Here is a 16173-nt window from a genome sequence, read left to right as displayed (position 1 = left end):
CAAAATACTTTATATCGACTTAATCATACCTCCATCAACGAGGAAAGATTGACCTGTCATATAGGTATTTATGTCTGATACCATATACGTGACAAAATTAGCAAATTCGGCAGGTGTACCATATCTACCTAATGGTATTTCTGCTTTTGCTTTAGCTTCTACTTCTTCACGGGAAATTCCTAGTCTCTCTGCCTTTACATCATCTAAGTAAGCCACACGATCCGTAGCAATTCTACCTGGAGCCACTGTGTTTATTAAAATATTATGTGGAGCTAACTCAGTTGATAGGGTTTTTGTCAGCCCAACTATTCCTAGTCGATATGTATTAGAAAGAATGAGTCCAGGGATTGGCTGTTTAATAGAAGATGAAGCGATATTAATAATCTTACCGCCATTTCTCTTCATTGTAGGTAGTACTTCGCGAATCAATCGAATGTAGCTTAGTAAATTTAGTTCAAAAGCATTTTGCCAATGTTCGTCAGTCATTTGTTCAAACGTACCACTCGGTGGTCCTCCTGCGTTATTGATTAAAATATCAACCGTACCGAACGTATTTACCGTTTCATTTACTAGAGCCTTAATATCTTCATTATTTGTTATGTCAGTCTTGAGATATGAAACTTGCCCCTTGCCCATTGCTTTTATCTCCTGCTGGACGTCAGCCAACTTCTTCTCATCACGACTTGCTAACATTACATTCGCACCTTCTGATGCAAGCTGAATGGCAATGGCCTTCCCTAGACCTTGGCTTGAAGCAATGACTAAGGCTACTTTTCCTTCTAAATGTAGTTCCATTTAACATACCCCCAGTTGTTATTGATTGAATTTTCATTTACTAAACTTATTTTGACATAATTGTTGTAATCTGAAAACAAAAAAGACCCCCAAGTGGAGTCTTTCTATTATGGTAACCCTTGTACGTCATCAATTAAAAAGCTGTCCTCTGTTTCAATTAAACGATATTTATAAGATCTTTCTGCAAGCCCTACTACGTCTTCTTCGTCTATAAACCAAATATCTTTTACAAGGTAGACAATGAGGTTATTTTCTTCATAGAAATAGTTCAATTGTGAAATATCGATTTTTTGAATTTCCCAGTCTGGCTGGTTAATACCGATATATACTTTCTCGACTTTTTCTGAATATAAGTTTCGAAGGCTTTCTAAATCGTTTTCAATTTCGTATTCATGAATCTTTTCAAAGAAGTTTCTAATTTCCACCAATTTAGGGTATTCTTCTATATCCAACTTCTGTTTAGTTAACATAATCCATTTATCGTCACCTATCTTGACAGCTAGATTCTCAGATCCTGATATATACCAAACCATTGTACCTGAATCAATATTTCCCGCCTGACCATCTTTTAGATTCATATCAACAATAGCTACATTGGGGTTAACCTTAACTTCTTCTGTCACTACTCCAAGCTTATTTCCAACCAAATCAGGAGTAATAACCCCTGTTCCATCATTCTTGTTAATATAAATGCTTCCATTCCACTTCAGAATATAAGGACCTTCTGCTTCAGGGATAGTTGATGGATTTTCTTTAGTTGGATCATCATGTGGTACATCATTTGGATCATCAACAGGTTGATTAGGTGTTGAGCCGTTCCCGGTATACAGTTGTAGCATATTTAAAATACCGTCTGAAAAGCTAATAAGGACGAGAAAAGAAACAATGGCAACTAAAAATGGAGTTTTAATTGTCAGGAATTTATTTTTCTGAGTGGTCTTTAATTGATTATATAGATCTCTTTTAAAGGTAGAATCTGGTTGTAAACCTGGACGATTTTTTAATGGTTCTAGAAACTGATCATCGATATCCTTCTTCACCTAGAATCACCCCACTCTCATTTGATTGTTTTACAATTTTCTTTAATTCTTTTAGTGCACGGTGGTAATCTACTTTCACCTTAGATTCCTTCCAATTCAATATGTCTGCTGTTTCTTTTACTGAAAATTCTTTTAACCCTCTTAGGATTATGACATTTCTAAAATCCGGTTTCACTTTGAGTAATGCATGGTGTAGGATTTCCCAGTTCCCCAATTTCTCAATATGTTCATCAGGTAGTCCATCTCTGCTTTTACCCAAGTTGGATAACAAATTCGGTACTAATGACAACATTTTCTTTTTGCGATAATGATCTATCGCTACATGCCTTGCTATTGAAAAGATCCAAGTTTTTATCGTTGACTTCTGTTGAAATTTTTTATACGTCTTAAATACCTTGATAAATGTATCCTGTGTTAGGTCTTCGGCTTCCGATTTACTATTTGTAAAGTAAAGAAGGTAATGATAAACATCATCAAAATATGTTTCATAAAGCCGTTGTAATTCTGTATCTTCTTCCAATTCCACGCCCCCTCTCTATTTGCTGCTAATTAGTCGAACTAACCGAATGATTGGTTTCAAATTCTAAAATAAAAATAAAAAAAGGCGGACAGTTTTATAGTTTTCACTGTCAGCCTCAACATTTAGTATACACTTTTGATTGCTACACCCTCAGGAAGTTTATAAGGGTTTTCCTTATTGATTCGATCATAAAACAAAATTCCATTTAAGTGGTCCATTTCATGCTGTACTACAATTGAAGCATAACCTTTTAATTTTAATTGTACTTCTTCCCCGTCCATGTTAATGGCGCGAATTTTCACCTTTTCATATCTAGGTACAAAACCAGGTATGGCTCGGTCAATTGATAAACACCCTTCCCCCTGTGGCAGGTAGATCATTGATACAGAATGGCTAACTATTTTGGGATTGAACAACGTATATTCGTGGAGTTGGTTATTTTCATCAGTAAAGTAAGCCGCGAACATCCGTTTATTAAGTCCAATTTGGTTAGCAGATAACCCGACTCCTGGACGAAGGTTGTACTTTTTAACCATTTGGTCATCTTGGCTATTTTTAATATATTGGAGCATGCAAACCATTGTTTCCTTATCCTCTTTAGTAAGAGGGTATGGAACCTCTTTGGTTATTTCCCGCAATATCGGATGTCCATCTCTTACAATATCCTTCATGATAATCATGCCGTTACAACTAAAGCTCATACACATCCACCTTGCATTCCATTCATTTATCTTTAATTGATATGGTTAATGACATCTTTAACATATTGATTATCAATTTTACCCTTTGCAAAAAGGTCTTCCACTGACTTAAAGACCTGGGTGTAGCCATCCTCTTCTCTAGTGAGAATGTAACCATTTTTCGTTGGTTTAATTAAATACTTATTCTTATTATAATTGATATTAAATTTTTCTCCAAGATGTACGGAATGGATCATTTCATTATACTTTTTACTTTGATTCTTAGTAATACTTGTTACTTTGGGATGATCATGAACGATAATCTTCTTTGGCTCTCTATTAGGTTCAGGCAACTTGGGTTTATCCGGTGACTTATACAGTAATTCGGCTAGCCAACCGTTTTTTTCTAAAATAAAGTGGGTGACAATCATCGCCAAAAGGTACGCAATCATTTGATTATTTGTCCCAAAGCTAGTTGCTAAAATCGAAAACAATAAGTAAGACAATGTCAACATTAGAAACAAATAAGCCATTCCCTTTTTCACAGGACATTACCTCCTTAATAAAGGATATGTTCACTATCCTGTGGTACTAACCTATAAAGAATATGAAATATATGTAAAAAGAGCAAATTGTTCTTCTTCCGCCATTCTTCTAGATTCGACTTTTACCTCTCTGTAAAAGACAATTTCTGACACCATTTTCGGGTTGATATTCTTGAAAAATGCCGGAAATGTCTAAATCTGCGCTTTCCCAGAAAATATTTTAATAGTTTGCTTGAATTTGACTTTCCCAGTATTCCTTGTAGTTAGGATGTTCTCTTAATACTTCAAAATTGTTAATGGGATTTAAGCCCAATTGAAATTCTTGCAGATTTTCTACTTGTAGTAATGAACTCACGTCTTCTATTTGATTGTTAAACATATGAAGACGTCTTAATTCTTTTAGTCCAGTCAAAGAAGATATATCTGTGATGTTATTGTTGTTTGCATATAACTCTTGAAGGTTATTCAAAAATTGAAGACCGTCTAAATCTCGGATTTGGTTTCCCGATACATGGATAACCTCCAAATGGGTTAAGCGTGATAGCGAATCAATAGATTTTATTTTATTTTGTTCCATCCATAAACGTTTTAAATTCGTTAAATGTTTCAGTGGTCCTATAGATTCAATCAAATTTTGGTCTAGACCTAAAACCTCCAAGTTTTTAAAGTGCTCTATGCCTGTTAGGTCTACAATTAAGGACCCTTCTAGGTAAAGTTCCTTTAAATCTAAAGCTTCTTCTTCTGAGATATTTCCATCATCATTTGAATCAACCCCCACTTGTATCAATGCCTCTTTCAAATATGGGTCTGGAAAAGAGAGCACTCTCTTAGGTGTTCCAATTACAAATAATAAAGAAATGAAAACAATCAAACTAATCCCTAGACTAACTAACACTTTCTTTTGTCTCAAAGAAGACACCTTCCTATCCTCATTTCCATTTTCTCACTATCTTTTACCTTAACATATCTAAAGGGAAGGAAAAATAGTTCAATAAGGTAAAAAAACCCGTACCATAGGTAGCCGGGTTCTCACCATATTTTATAGTTTCCGTTGTTTTTTAACGATTGAACGGCTTGCTTGTTTAAAAGATTCCTTGTATACCTCTGACTTACACAAAATGGGCAAAGCAGAGCTATTCTAAAACCATGGTTATAAATTCGGTTGTGTCTGTATGAAAGGATATTTCTCTAACAAAACCTACTTTTGTATATAGAGAAATCGCCCTTTTATTGAATGTCGCAACGGTTAAACGTAGCTTCTGATAGTCTCTATCCTCACAGATATGATCTATAATAAACCGAAGAAAACTTGAACCAAGTCCTTTACCAGTCAAGTCTGGCTTTAAACCCAGACCAATATCGACATAGTCCTTATCATATGCACCAAACTCTTTCCCAGTGGGCACTTGGGCAGCAGCCCCTGTGCAGTAAAAACCGATCAATTTGTCATGGTTGTCGAAAACTACATGATAGGTGTCATCCACTAATTCTCTAACATTTTCTTCAGTTAGTTCTGAGTTATAAAAATCATAGGGGGTTTCATACTTCCAGCATAGAATTTGCTTTGCTATTTCATCTGTTATCTGGCGTATATTATATTCCATACACTAGCCCAAAACATTTTCTTCAAGTTTTTGACCGTACGGTAATGTTGAAAGCTTCACTTTATGTTTTTCTGAATTTCTTATAATATCCAGTGTTAACCTTTGCTCTGCCCCTATCTCAGTTACAAGAATCTCTAAATCCTCATATCTCTCTACATTCGTTTCATTTACTTGAACTATAATATCCCCAATTTGAAGTTCAATCGCTGCAGGTGTATCTTTAATCAGTTGTACAACTTTTACTCCTTTTACTCCTTCTTCCTCCACAGTTCTATGTAGCGCACCAATCCAACTTTTCCAGAATGTTTGCCGGATATCCATTTCATTTTCCATCACAGATTTTAGGTTCCGCATAAACTGATAGGTTCCAAAGACCATATTATCTGCCTGCATAAGTCCTAAGTCACCAATCCATAAGCCGGTGTATTCAACGGTTAGTTTGGTGCCTTCACTGTGTGCCTCAACAGACCAAATCGTTTGATGGTTATCTTCACCTTCGAACACTATTCTTTCATTTTCAACTAAATCTACAATCTTAGCACTATAGGAAACTCCCCATCCGTAATCAAATGTAGCTACTCCACCAATACGAAGGTCCATTTCGCAACTTCTTGTTTCCCATTTGTTTCGCTCACTCGGTGTGATGAGTGCTCTCCACACTCTTTCAACTGGAACTTTTATGACAATATCCCTCTTTACAGATGTTATTTTTTCCTCCATTATTCCTTCAACTCCCCTTCTAAATAATGTTTCAAGCTGGCCAATTTCTGATCAAGAATCAGTTCCATTTCTTTTTGCAGTCTTTCATAGCTCTTTTCAAAACGAGGTTTGTTCAATCGATAATATCTAAACCTTCCCTCCTTCCTTTCTTGAATAAGCTGTTCCTCCAGAAGAATGTTTAGATGTTTTTTCACCGCAGGTTGCGAGATCGTAAATGTGCCAACAATTTCGGATTGTGTATATTCATGTTGGGATAACATTTGCAGTATGCGTCTTCTATTCGGATCTGAAATAGCTCTATAAATGTCTGTCATTTCTTATTCTCCTGTCATATAACCTTTTGGTTATATGATAAATATATTGGATTCATTTACCAATGTCAATAAAAAAAGGAATGAAATTTCCATTCCTTTTTTTTAGTCTAGTAACCTGTTGGATTTTTTGAATGCCAGTTCCATGCATCTTGGATTATTTGTTTTATAGATGCTCTTTTAGGTTCCCAACCTAGAATTTGTTTTGCCTTACTAGAGGAAGCAACTAGTCTACTAGGATCACCAGGACGCCTTTTCCCTACTAATGATGGAATGGGATGATTAGTAATCTCTCTAGCCATTGTTAAAATCTCAAGCACTGAATACCCCCTGCTACTTCCTAAATTTATGGATTCGCTTTTCCCACCTACCCTAAGATAATGAAGGGCAAGGATGTGGGCATCTATTAAATCCTCTACATGGATATAATCACGAATACAAGTCCCATCTTCCGTATCATAATCATTTCCATGCACAGTGAAATGGCTCCTTTTTTCCATTGAAACTTCAAGTAATAACGGGATTAAATGGGTTTCTGGTCTGTGGTCTTCTCCGATTTCTCCGCTCTGCCTTGCTCCAGCAACATTAAAATAACGGAGGGTCACGTATTTTAACCCGTAGGCTAATTCACACCACTTCAATAGTTTTTCAATTGCTAACTTTGTTTCCCCGTATGGGTTGGTTGGATTTGTGACCATATCTTCTGTAATAGGAAATTGATCCGGCTCTCCGTAAACCGCTGCTGTTGAAGAAAAAACTAGCTTATCTACCTGATACTCTTTCATTACTTTTAATAGTACCTGGGTCCCGTAAAAGTTATTCTCATAATATTTCAAAGGATCAATCATAGATTCCCCAACCAAGCTACATGCAGCAAAATGAAGGACTGCTTCGATGGATTCCTTCTGAAATACAGTTTTCAAAAAATTTTGGTCTTTCATATCTCCCCTGTAAAAAGTGGCTTGGGGATGGATAGCTTTTGGATGCCCTGTTATTAAATTATCGACAACAACTACCTTCTCACTGGCGTCTATTAACTGGTACACTGCATGTGAACCAATATAACCTGCACCACCTACTACTAATATACTCATTTGAACTCCCCTTTCCTCCATATATATACGTTTGAAGGGTAGTCGATTAAAACAGCAAACTAAAAAAGCCACCTATAAAAATATAGTGACTTATCATTTTAATATATCCATTGGTACATCATGTGCTTGAAATAGAAAGATAATAAAAGCAATACTAAAACTCCATGCTATTAGAGGTCGCTTACGATGAACGGCTAAAATGGTAAACATGACTATATTAAACAAAATGGACCACTTCATATTCCAGCCGTGTTGATGAATGATACCTCCATTGCTCATCGTAAACCACTCGTTAGCGGTGTATATAAGGACCCAAATGCCAATAAAACCAATTTGTTTCACTCTGCTCGAAGGAAAATTACCTAAAAAGATTAGAATAGTAGCTGGGTATTTTATAGATAGGATCATGAGTGTAATATGGGTATGTGTTAAATTCAGTTCCTTATCTTTTCCAACAGGAACAAATTCCCACATAGAATAGTCGTGGAATAAGAACTGATATAGTAAATCACCTGTAATGAAAAATAAAATAGTTGGGTAATAAAACCTCCAGTTTTTCCAGTCTCCCCACTTCCATGCAAAGAAAATATAGGCTAAGCCAAGTACAATGTTTAAATTCACTTCTTACACTCATTCCGTTTTTTACCAATTATTATTGACAAACCTGTATGTTATATTCCAAAAATACACATAAATACCTATATAAAAGCCAAAAAGAGCTACCCAAATACCTGAAAATAGTAGCGTAATTATGGGTAGCCTTTCAGTTATATTTAGAAGAATTTCTTACGGTCTCGCTCCTCCTTCAAGATTTCAACAGCTTCACGGAATCGTTGGGAATGTATAATCTCTCTTTCACGTAAGAAGCGCAGCCCATCATTTAAATCCGGGTCGTCTGACATATCAATAATCCATTGATACGTAGCCCTCGCTTTTTCTTCAGCTGCAATGTCTTCATAAAGGTCAGCTATCGGATCTCCTTTTGCTTGAATATAGGATGCCGTGAATGGTACTCCATCCGCATTATGATAAAACAACGCAGAATCATGATTCACGTAATGAGGTGCTAGGCCCGCTGCCTTTAACTGATCAGGTGTCGCATCTTTCGTTAATTTATACACCATTGTGGCAATCATTTCTAAGTGTGCAAATTCTTCTGTCCCTATGTCATTTAATAAACCAATCACTTTATCAGGGATTGTGTATCTTTGGTTTAAATAGCGTAAGGCTGCAGCTAATTCACCATCGGCTCCTCCATATTGCTCAATTAAATATTTTGCAAGAGTCGGGTTACAAGTGCTTACCTTTACAGGATATTGGAGCTTTTTTTCATATACCCACATATAAAAGGACTCCCTTCCTTTGTTATACTTGCCAAGGCCACGGTGAACGTCCCCAGCTCCAATTGGCATCCGTGTAACTATTGCCATACTGCTGAAGCGGGCCATACGTTTCCTCATACATTTGTTTTAATTGTTTACTATATTGCGCATATTGATTGAATTGTTGAAGGGCGGCCATGTCGTCTGGATGTGTATCAAGGTATAGCGTTAGTTCAACCAAAACAAAGTCCGCAGCTTGAATTTTTTCCAATAAATCATAGTACTCTTGAGGTAATGGAGGATGTGCCATCTTACTTCCCTCCCTTTTGTTCATAAGGGTTATCATAATAATCATAAAGGGCTGGCCATAATGTCCCTTTCTTTAACGCAACGTCTGCTGGAAATTGTTCTAAGTTTGGAGGTTGAAAACCTAGGTAGAGATGTGGAGGGGTAGAATAAAACTTCACTCCAATAGGCTTACAGGGGTCAAATGGACTATGGAACGGTTTATATGCCTTCATGTAGGTCAGGTCCTGAGGCCGTTGACTCATCGAAAACACCTCTTTTATTCATGATAGTTTCTCTAATTAGCTATATTCATAGCAGGAATGTCCTAATGACAATAAAATGGCATATATAAAAAAGCCACCATAGAAAATACATGTTTTGCATAAAGTATCCATATTTTTTTCCAGACCAGATAAGTCTTATAAAAAAAGGATAGCTGCATCAAGCTATCCTTTTTTTATTTGGGGATTTAACTATTCTTTCTTTTATCTCTAGCTGCTTTTTTTCTGGCCTTCTTAGACATATTCATTTCTGAACCAAATTCAGTGTCCATTTTTTTCGAACTTCCACCTGTGTGAGGCTGGTTACGATTATCATTTTTATTAGTCATGCTAACCTCCTTAAATTATTGCTTTTCATTTTTTTGTTTGGATATAAAATGGATGTTATTCCATTCCAAACAATTGGTACAACCGCGGTCACGTATATCGTTTACTATTCTATATAAATTATTCCAATTTAATGGAAATAAAGAATTATTGCCACCCACTGAACATTTTTTGACGTAACGAAGATAAAAAAAAACAGGTCGTCACTTTTTCCGACCTGCATTAACATTATTTGATTTTTTTATATAACTTTTGCTTCCCACTTACAACTTCATAGTATTCAGCTATATTTGTATAATGAATCGTTTCTTTATCACCGAGCCCAGGAATACCGAACATTCTAAGACTTTCATAAAATAGTTCATTCACTTTCTTTTGTAATTCCTTATTAAAATAGATTATTCTCCAGTAGAACAGCCCGCATGCCATATTCGAATGGATGGGTAGGTACGTAAAAGTGGAACAACTTCTTTTCTGAATTGTTTAAAAAACAATGGATCCCGGAACATCTCTGTTACATTGATGGAAAAATCTGCAATGAGCCTTTGTAAACAAGCTGGATCATCCAAACCTTTTCCAATAAGCCCGTTATACTATTTAATTTTTCAGCATGTACTCGGTGCCATATTCTTCTCCTAATGGAATTATACGCATACTCTCGATAGTCATAACCTTCTTTTGGAGTTAAATCCCGTCCTGTGTAAATAAAAACTTTGACATTTTGACTAATCTTCTCTAATAATTCAAATCCATTTTCATCTAACATTTTTTTTAACCAGCTTCTCATAAACATAGAATCATCGGCGATTAGGACCGTCTTTTTCATGGTTGTTTCATCCTTTTCTTTTAAAGTTTTCAATCTAGTTTCATTTTCTTATAACTCTATTCTGATGGAATTTAATGGAAAAATGTATCACCCAGTATTCCTATTCCTTTAAAATTAAAAAAACTAGAACATTCCTATGAAATGGTTCTAGTTTTTGATGTAACTTTATTATGTTTTTTTTATCAACTGTTGAAAGGATCATGATAGTACTTATTATACATAGTGTCCCAATCCATTCCTCTATACCAAAACGAACCTGTAGCCAAATGACAGAAAGGAATGCAGCCGATAATGGTTCTACACAAGCTAAAACACTTGTCTCTGATGCACTGATATACTTAAGACTTTCTAGATAGAAAATAAAAGCAATAAGTGTCCCAAATAACACAATAAAACATACAGCTAAAATGGAATGAAGGGACCATTGGCCTTGTATGATCCATGGTGGATGGATAAAACTAAAACTCACTCCACCAATTAACATCCCCCAACCTACTACAACCATTGAACCATATTTAGCTAAAAGCTTTAATGGTTGTAAGGTATAAAAAGCTAATGCAAATGCTGATAATAAACCCCAGAATAAAGCTACTCCTGTGATGGTTAAACGATCTACACTTCCCTTGGTTACAAGCAAAAAGGTGCCAAAAATAGCTAGAATGATAGAGACTAACTCTCGATTACTCGGTTTTCTTCTATACCGGAATGTTAGATAGAAAGCGATAAGTACAGGGGCTAAATACTGTAAAACTGTTGCAGTTGCAGCATTGGAATGTTTAATCGCTGCAAAATAAGTGTATTGAACCGCTAGCATACCTAGAATGCTAAAAAATAGGATTTGAAGAATATCTCTTCTATTTTTCCAAATGGAAAAGACTCGATTTTTAGCCAGTGCATTTGCCAGTACTAGCAGGACAAATCCCGATATTAGTAAACGTATAGAAACTAACCATTCCGGTGTAAAGTGATGATAATGGAACAAAAACTGGGCAACAGTACCTGAAATCCCCCAAAGGGTGGCACCTGTAATCACTAAAATAAATCCCTTTTGTCTAGAATGAATCAACGGCATCGAAATCACTCACCACTTCCATAACCTCATTTTCACTCATTTTATCATAGACAACATACATATTCTGTCGAATCCGAATGTAAAAAAGGAGACTTCCTACGTCTATGAAGTCTCCCTTTTGCTATTTCCTATAACCTAATTCATCCCTTTTTACTGCCTGAGGCATTTGCTCCATCCAGCCTTTATCTATCACGATGTTCGCCAAATCTTGTACATATCTAGAAACATCCATTAACGCTTTTGCATTGTTAAGTCCAATATCATGTCTTCCATTTAGCGAAGCAGCGTTCCCATATCCTCTTATTTTCATAGAGAACATATCAATCTTATGGGAAATCATAAGTTTATCAGAAAAAGGAGGAATAATTGAAGATGTTACCAAGTGATCCAAACGTGGATGAGAAGGCAAATTATCCCGATGAAGCTGTTCAGAAAATATTTCTAAATGCTTTTCAGTCAATTCTTTACCTCTAATCAATGCATCTTTCACTTTACGGTCCTGAGAAACTTGGACAAAGCCAACAAGCAATGCTTTGGATGTTACATTATTTTCAAGGTTATCAAAATTATGGGCGATTTCTAACGCATGAGCTGGCCTTACGTCTCCAAAGAATCCACTTAAATAGGTTTGTTTTTTTACAAAATCTACTTGATTGGGAATGGGTATAAAAGGGGGTTTCGTTAAGTACCCTTTTTTCAAAAGAACATTATTTACTAAATTCATCAGGTCTGTAGTTGCCTTTACACAATGCGTGAATAGTTCTTTCGTTTCTTTACGTGTCATTAACGGAACAGCAATTGCATAAAGGCTCATTCCAGCCTTCGCAATATACTTTAAATAATGAAGATAAAACTCATCCATAAACAATCTTGGCGCCTTTAAATTAACATCTTTTTCTGTAAAACCAACAGGAATTGGATGATTTTCTTTTTTTAGGATGGCTGTAATTCTATCAATAAATTCACGGGATAAATGATAAGCGGTTTTAATTACTTCTTTTATATCGCCATCATCTACATGCTGATAAAAATAACGTAAAACACAAGAACCCATGGTATTTCCCATATAGGATGCCCATAACTTACCTACTTCAGCAGAGGTTAATTGTTGGTTTGAGGAAGTATCATTTAACGAACTCATCCGAAATCCCCTTACTTATTTAATATCTGGCTATTAATTACATATATAAAAAAGGTGGTTATCGACCACCTTTTTACATTAATGCTTATATATAGTGTACCCTACAATTTTAAAGTCATTCCCGATTGGCTCCATCATCATGGGCTTTAATTCTACAGCCTCACTCATATTGTTTACTCCTGTTCCTTCTAAGAAGGTAGGTGCATTTTGACCACCTACTAACTTCGGTGCCAAATATATCACAACTTTATTGACTAGACGTTTCTCTATAAAAGATGCATTGATATGACCTCCTCCTTCTATAAGGAGGGAGGAAACTTCTTCACGCCCTAAGACTTCTAAAACTTCTTCAGGGTCAACCTGAGATAATCCGCTCGTAACAAAAATGCGAACTCCAAGGGATTCAAGTTTTTCTCTCTTGTCAGGAGGGTGTGCCTGTGTAGTGAAAATCCAGGTCTCCGCTTTCTGATCTGTTACTATCTTCGATTCCAAGGGAGTTCGAAGAGTTGAGTCCAAAATGACACGAATAGGATTTCTACCGTTAGGGATTCTGGCAGTTAATTCAGGATCGTCCTTTATTACTGTGTTAACACCTACAAGAATGGCTCTATTTTCACTTCGCAACCTATGAACGTCTTCCCTAGCCTTTTCTGAAGTGATCCATTTACTACTGAAGGTATGCGTCGCAATTTTTCCATCTAATGTACTTCCCGATTTTAATATTACAAATGGTTTTTTATGTACAATATAATGATTAAATACTTCATTCATGTCGACGGACTCTTTCTCACATACTCCTACTACTACATCCACTCCAGCATCTTTCAAAATTTTAACCCCATTACCCGCTACTATAGGATTTGGATCCAAGGTGGCAATAACCACCTTTTTAATACCTGCTTCTACTATTGCAACTGCACATGGTCCTGTGCGACCGTGGTGGGAACATGGCTCAAGTGTAACGTAAATGGTTCCCCCTTTAGCTTTGTCCCCTGCCATACGAAGGGCATGGATTTCAGCATGAGGTTCTCCCGCTTTCATATGTGCACCAATTCCAACAATCCTATTGTTATTTACAATAACTGAACCCACTAATGGATTGGGGTCCGTCTGCCCTTTCATGGCCTTTGCATTTTCTATTGCTAAATTCATGTAAAACTCATCATTAGTCATTCGGACACCCCTTTCCTTCTTCTATATGTCCAGAACGCTTAACTTTCGTTTGTAAGTATTTTTCATTAAACTCAGAAACATCACCCCATAGCTGAGTTCTTCCCGAAACATCCATCCCAGCATTTTTTAACGCTTCTAATTTTCTTGGGTTGTTCGTTATTAAGGTAACAGGCTTTGTTCGTAATGCTTTTAATACTTCAATTGCATCACTATAATCTCTAGAATCATCCACAAAACCAAGATGCAAATTTGCTTCGACCGTATCATAACCATTTTGCTGTAGAACATAGGCCATGGCTTTACTAAATAATCCAATTCCTCTTCCTTCGTGATTTGCTAAGTAAAATAGGGCCCCTGTACCATGTTCGACAATCATTTTCATTGATTCTTTCAGTTGAAAGCCACAATCACATCGCTTACTGCCAAAGATATCTCCTGTATGACAGATGGAATGCATCCTAATTAAAGCATCTTCTCCATGATGAAAATCACCATACGTTAAAACACTAGACTGTTGAAACTCGGCTAAATTCTTTGAAGAAAGCTTATCAATAATTTGATTAAAATCTTCTGTTACTTCTGAGCAGTTTAGCCAACAATACCAGTTAAACAGAACAGTTTCCCCGTACAAATTCACAGGCAGTTTAATAGGACCTACTAAGTAAATAGCTCCTTTTTCTGTTTTAATCAATTGTATTTTATCTTCTAAAACGGATAGTACATTTGCTTCTAACTTCGTGTTGTTCATCTTATTACTCCTTCTTCTTTTCCATTGAATGATTACATCTATTTATTATAAGAAAATCATACCAATATTTCACGGATTTCGTTTTACTTAGATTTTGTACCAGAGGGAGTTTAAATACATCATTCCCTCCCCTATTATCTTCCATTGATAACAGCTAAAAAACTAGGGAAAAGTAAGGGCCAAAGTACATAAAGGAGGTCTTTCTGTGAGATATGATGAACAAAGAGATACCGTTGTGATTGAGGACCATCTAGGAAGTGAAAAAGAGTACGCTGTTGAGGCATTATTTGATATGGAAGAAAAATTGTACGCATTACTTAGAGATAGAGATAATGACACCATCGTTTTACGAGTTGAGGATGAGGGTGAAGATCAGTATGTAGTCGGAATTTTTGACCCCCAAGAAAAAGAAAATATATTAGACGCTTATCAGATTGCAATAGAAGCAGCGTCTGATGAAGAATAGAGCTCTTTTGTCTAAAAAGAGGTAGATATAGTATGAAAAACAACATTTCTGAAGTTATATCAAATGACATAAAGAAAAAGATAGAACATGAAATTCAAGGGATGACTTTTACAAAGAATTTCAGGTCTGCCACCGCTGAGGAATGGTACCTTTTCCTTCCAGGTTACAAGGATCCTAAAACAGGTGGTGCAGCTGGAAAGGTTATCGTTCACTATAACCTTTTTGGTAACAGGGAAATCTTCATCAATACGACAATCATTTGGGATGACCCTCTATTACACAAAACAGAAGCTCACACCCTTGTCTATGAATTTCCAGATGAGATTGTCAATCGTCTGGTTGGATATGCTGATACTTTACTATCCCTGCACGCTGGTGAAAATTCATATGATGCAGAATATAGGCAATAGGAAACATGATAAAGTTACTCTTTTAGTCTAAAGGTGGGACAATGAATAACCCCATAATTGAACATTTACGTAATTACTCTATACCGATATCAAACGATGATTACATGGAAGTCCTTGTTGAGCAAATTGGTGAGGTTTCGGGAAAAACATAAGTTTGTCTGTCCCGAATGAAAGTTAATAGTGTGGCAAACGAGACAGCAGTGGGCACATCTGTCCCAAATCAAAGCAAGAAGTATAGCAAACAGGACAGCAACGGGCTCATCTGTCCCAAATCAATGCAAGAAGTGTATCAAACAGGACAGCAACGGGCTCATCTGTCCCAATCTAAAGCAAAGTGTGTAGCAAACGGGACAGCAGCGCGCCTGTCTGTCCCAAATCAAAGCAAGAAGTATAGCAAACAGGACAGCAACGCGCTCGTCTGACCCAAATCAAAGCAAGAAGTATAGCAAACAGGACAGCAACGGGCTCGTCTGTCCCAAATCAATGCAAGGAGTATAGCAAACAGGACAGCAACGGGCTCATCTGTCCGAAATCATATGCACTGCATCCACTCACGCTTCAAAAGGTCAATTCATAAGGCCATCCTCAACTCCGACGGATGGCCCTTCTGTTTACTTATTGTTAGTATTTTTTGATCCTTTGTTTGGTTGATTCCCCGTTGTATATTCGTATCCAAACTTTAAACCTTGTGCTTTATCTTTGTATGGTCCTGAGGTTACTTTATACTGACTTTTATCATTTTGAACCACATCATTCACTCCTTCCTACTATTTAATATGACCTGTTGTATTAAATTCTTTTCAAAAAAAC

25 protein-coding genes are annotated in these 16173 nt (G+C 36.4%); 2 read left to right on the top strand and 23 right to left on the bottom strand.

Annotated features, from left to right (window positions below; genetic code table 11):
- Positions 1–9: 9 nt before the first annotated feature.
- The 22 genes from ABDZ91_RS10375 to ABDZ91_RS10270 all read right to left on the bottom strand — a co-directional run bounded on the left by ABDZ91_RS10375 (position 10) and on the right by ABDZ91_RS10270 (position 14487).
- Positions 10–795, bottom strand: a complete 786-nt coding sequence (locus ABDZ91_RS10375) for an SDR family oxidoreductase (RefSeq protein ID WP_343798719.1) — start codon at positions 793–795, stop codon at positions 10–12.
- Positions 796–902: 107 nt separating this feature from the next.
- A complete protein-coding gene (locus ABDZ91_RS10370; RefSeq protein ID WP_343798718.1) occupies positions 903–1835 on the bottom strand; it encodes a hypothetical protein in 933 nt (310 codons plus the stop codon).
- The gene (locus tag ABDZ91_RS10365) at positions 1816–2361 is read right to left on the bottom strand and encodes an RNA polymerase sigma factor (RefSeq protein ID WP_343798717.1); all 546 of its coding nucleotides are present in this window, start codon (positions 2359–2361) and stop codon (positions 1816–1818) included. The genes ABDZ91_RS10370 and ABDZ91_RS10365 overlap by 20 nt, the downstream gene beginning before the upstream one ends.
- A 116-nt stretch (positions 2362–2477) precedes the next feature.
- Entirely contained in the window at positions 2478–3056 is a 579-nt protein-coding gene (gene def / locus ABDZ91_RS10360) for a peptide deformylase (RefSeq protein ID WP_343798716.1), read from the bottom strand.
- A 32-nt stretch (positions 3057–3088) separates the two neighbouring features.
- Entirely contained in the window at positions 3089–3580 is a 492-nt protein-coding gene (locus ABDZ91_RS10355) for a hypothetical protein (RefSeq protein ID WP_343798715.1), read from the bottom strand.
- 220 nt (positions 3581–3800) lie between these two features.
- Positions 3801–4490: a leucine-rich repeat protein gene (locus tag ABDZ91_RS10350; protein WP_343798714.1), complete on the bottom strand. Its 690-nt coding sequence runs from the start codon at positions 4488–4490 to the stop codon at positions 3801–3803.
- 223 nt (positions 4491–4713) lie between these two features.
- The gene (locus tag ABDZ91_RS10345) at positions 4714–5184 is read right to left on the bottom strand and encodes a GNAT family N-acetyltransferase (protein WP_343798713.1); all 471 of its coding nucleotides are present in this window, start codon (positions 5182–5184) and stop codon (positions 4714–4716) included.
- Positions 5185–5187: 3 nt separating this feature from the next.
- Positions 5188–5904 carry an SRPBCC domain-containing protein gene (locus ABDZ91_RS10340; protein WP_343798711.1) on the bottom strand — a complete coding sequence of 239 codons (717 nt, stop codon included), beginning with the start codon at positions 5902–5904 and terminating at the stop codon, positions 5188–5190.
- Positions 5904–6218: an ArsR/SmtB family transcription factor gene (locus tag ABDZ91_RS10335; RefSeq protein ID WP_343798710.1), complete on the bottom strand. Its 315-nt coding sequence runs from the start codon at positions 6216–6218 to the stop codon at positions 5904–5906. Before ABDZ91_RS10335 ends, ABDZ91_RS10340 begins: the two co-directional genes overlap by 1 nt.
- Positions 6219–6325: 107 nt before the next feature.
- A complete protein-coding gene (gene galE, locus ABDZ91_RS10330) occupies positions 6326–7309 on the bottom strand; it encodes a UDP-glucose 4-epimerase GalE (protein WP_343798709.1) in 984 nt (327 codons plus the stop codon).
- 93 nt (positions 7310–7402) lie between these two features.
- Positions 7403–7930 (bottom strand): CBO0543 family protein, encoded by a 528-nt coding sequence (locus tag ABDZ91_RS10325; RefSeq protein WP_343798708.1) that lies wholly within the window; start codon positions 7928–7930, stop codon positions 7403–7405.
- A gap of 152 nt (positions 7931–8082) precedes the next feature.
- Positions 8083–8652, bottom strand: a complete 570-nt coding sequence (cotJC, locus tag ABDZ91_RS10320) for a spore coat protein CotJC (protein WP_343798707.1) — start codon at positions 8650–8652, stop codon at positions 8083–8085.
- A 22-nt stretch (positions 8653–8674) separates the two neighbouring features.
- On the bottom strand, positions 8675–8941 hold the full coding sequence (locus tag ABDZ91_RS10315) for a spore coat protein CotJB (RefSeq protein WP_343798706.1): 267 nt from the start codon (positions 8939–8941) through the stop codon (positions 8675–8677).
- A 1-nt stretch (position 8942) separates the two neighbouring features.
- Entirely contained in the window at positions 8943–9182 is a 240-nt protein-coding gene (locus tag ABDZ91_RS10310; RefSeq protein ID WP_343798705.1) for a spore coat associated protein CotJA, read from the bottom strand.
- 206 nt (positions 9183–9388) lie between these two features.
- Positions 9389–9529: a hypothetical protein gene (locus ABDZ91_RS10305; protein WP_343798704.1), complete on the bottom strand. Its 141-nt coding sequence runs from the start codon at positions 9527–9529 to the stop codon at positions 9389–9391.
- Between the two features lie 226 nt (positions 9530–9755).
- Entirely contained in the window at positions 9756–9896 is a 141-nt protein-coding gene (locus tag ABDZ91_RS10300) for a hypothetical protein (RefSeq protein WP_343798703.1), read from the bottom strand.
- A 29-nt stretch (positions 9897–9925) separates the two neighbouring features.
- Entirely contained in the window at positions 9926–10036 is a 111-nt protein-coding gene (locus ABDZ91_RS10295) for a hypothetical protein (protein WP_343798702.1), read from the bottom strand.
- Positions 10037–10041: 5 nt separating this feature from the next.
- Entirely contained in the window at positions 10042–10353 is a 312-nt protein-coding gene (locus ABDZ91_RS10290) for a hypothetical protein (RefSeq protein WP_343798701.1), read from the bottom strand.
- 100 nt (positions 10354–10453) lie between these two features.
- Positions 10454–11425, bottom strand: a complete 972-nt coding sequence (locus ABDZ91_RS10285; RefSeq protein WP_343798700.1) for a DMT family transporter — start codon at positions 11423–11425, stop codon at positions 10454–10456.
- A gap of 121 nt (positions 11426–11546) precedes the next feature.
- The gene (locus ABDZ91_RS10280) at positions 11547–12566 is read right to left on the bottom strand and encodes a DUF3231 family protein (protein WP_343798699.1); all 1020 of its coding nucleotides are present in this window, start codon (positions 12564–12566) and stop codon (positions 11547–11549) included.
- Between the two features lie 78 nt (positions 12567–12644).
- Positions 12645–13739 (bottom strand): bifunctional diaminohydroxyphosphoribosylaminopyrimidine deaminase/5-amino-6-(5-phosphoribosylamino)uracil reductase RibD, encoded by a 1095-nt coding sequence (gene ribD / locus ABDZ91_RS10275; RefSeq protein WP_343798698.1) that lies wholly within the window; start codon positions 13737–13739, stop codon positions 12645–12647.
- Entirely contained in the window at positions 13732–14487 is a 756-nt protein-coding gene (locus tag ABDZ91_RS10270; RefSeq protein ID WP_343798697.1) for a GTP cyclohydrolase II, read from the bottom strand. The genes ribD and ABDZ91_RS10270 overlap by 8 nt, the downstream gene beginning before the upstream one ends.
- 205 nt (positions 14488–14692) lie before the next feature.
- Here ABDZ91_RS10270 and ABDZ91_RS10265 point away from each other — a divergent pair, with 205 nt between their 5' ends.
- Both ABDZ91_RS10265 and ABDZ91_RS10260 read left to right on the top strand, forming a co-directional pair.
- Positions 14693–14953, top strand: coding sequence for a DUF1292 domain-containing protein (locus ABDZ91_RS10265; protein ID WP_343798696.1), 261 nt, complete (start codon positions 14693–14695; stop codon positions 14951–14953).
- Between the two features lie 32 nt (positions 14954–14985).
- Complete coding sequence (locus ABDZ91_RS10260; protein ID WP_343798695.1) at positions 14986–15363, top strand: hypothetical protein; 378 nt, start codon at positions 14986–14988, stop codon at positions 15361–15363.
- A gap of 611 nt (positions 15364–15974) precedes the next feature.
- Here the strand turns inward: ABDZ91_RS10260 and ABDZ91_RS10255 are convergent.
- Entirely contained in the window at positions 15975–16112 is a 138-nt protein-coding gene (locus ABDZ91_RS10255; protein ID WP_343798694.1) for a hypothetical protein, read from the bottom strand.
- Positions 16113–16173: the final 61 nt, after the last annotated feature.

The sequence above is a fragment of the Bacillus carboniphilus genome, assembly GCF_039522365.1.
Taxonomy (GTDB): domain Bacteria; phylum Bacillota; class Bacilli; order Bacillales; family JC228; genus Bacillus_BF; species Bacillus_BF carboniphilus.
This window is presented reverse-complemented; position numbering and strand designations above follow the sequence as displayed.

Coding starts and splice junctions, on each gene's coding strand:
- ABDZ91_RS10340 (WP_343798711.1), bottom strand. CDS start 5,904: ATGGAGGAAAAAATAACATCTGTAAAGAGGGATATTGTCATAAAAGTT.
- ribD (WP_343798698.1), bottom strand. CDS start 13,739: ATGACTAATGATGAGTTTTACATGAATTTAGCAATAGAAAATGCAAAG.
- ABDZ91_RS10280 (WP_343798699.1), bottom strand. CDS start 12,566: ATGAGTTCGTTAAATGATACTTCCTCAAACCAACAATTAACCTCTGCT.
- cotJC (WP_343798707.1), bottom strand. CDS start 8,652: ATGTGGGTATATGAAAAAAAGCTCCAATATCCTGTAAAGGTAAGCACT.
- ABDZ91_RS10260 (WP_343798695.1), top strand. CDS start 14,986: ATGAAAAACAACATTTCTGAAGTTATATCAAATGACATAAAGAAAAAG.
- ABDZ91_RS10315 (WP_343798706.1), bottom strand. CDS start 8,941: ATGGCACATCCTCCATTACCTCAAGAGTACTATGATTTATTGGAAAAA.
- ABDZ91_RS10335 (WP_343798710.1), bottom strand. CDS start 6,218: ATGACAGACATTTATAGAGCTATTTCAGATCCGAATAGAAGACGCATA.
- ABDZ91_RS10375 (WP_343798719.1), bottom strand. CDS start 795: ATGGAACTACATTTAGAAGGAAAAGTAGCCTTAGTCATTGCTTCAAGC.
- ABDZ91_RS10310 (WP_343798705.1), bottom strand. CDS start 9,182: ATGAGTCAACGGCCTCAGGACCTGACCTACATGAAGGCATATAAACCG.
- ABDZ91_RS10295 (WP_343798702.1), bottom strand. CDS start 10,036: ATGTTCCGGGATCCATTGTTTTTTAAACAATTCAGAAAAGAAGTTGTT.
- ABDZ91_RS10290 (WP_343798701.1), bottom strand. CDS start 10,353: ATGAAAAAGACGGTCCTAATCGCCGATGATTCTATGTTTATGAGAAGC.
- ABDZ91_RS10270 (WP_343798697.1), bottom strand. CDS start 14,487: ATGAACAACACGAAGTTAGAAGCAAATGTACTATCCGTTTTAGAAGAT.
- ABDZ91_RS10345 (WP_343798713.1), bottom strand. CDS start 5,184: ATGGAATATAATATACGCCAGATAACAGATGAAATAGCAAAGCAAATT.
- ABDZ91_RS10285 (WP_343798700.1), bottom strand. CDS start 11,425: ATGCCGTTGATTCATTCTAGACAAAAGGGATTTATTTTAGTGATTACA.
- ABDZ91_RS10305 (WP_343798704.1), bottom strand. CDS start 9,529: ATGACTAATAAAAATGATAATCGTAACCAGCCTCACACAGGTGGAAGT.
- def (WP_343798716.1), bottom strand. CDS start 3,056: ATGAGCTTTAGTTGTAACGGCATGATTATCATGAAGGATATTGTAAGA.
- galE (WP_343798709.1), bottom strand. CDS start 7,309: ATGAGTATATTAGTAGTAGGTGGTGCAGGTTATATTGGTTCACATGCA.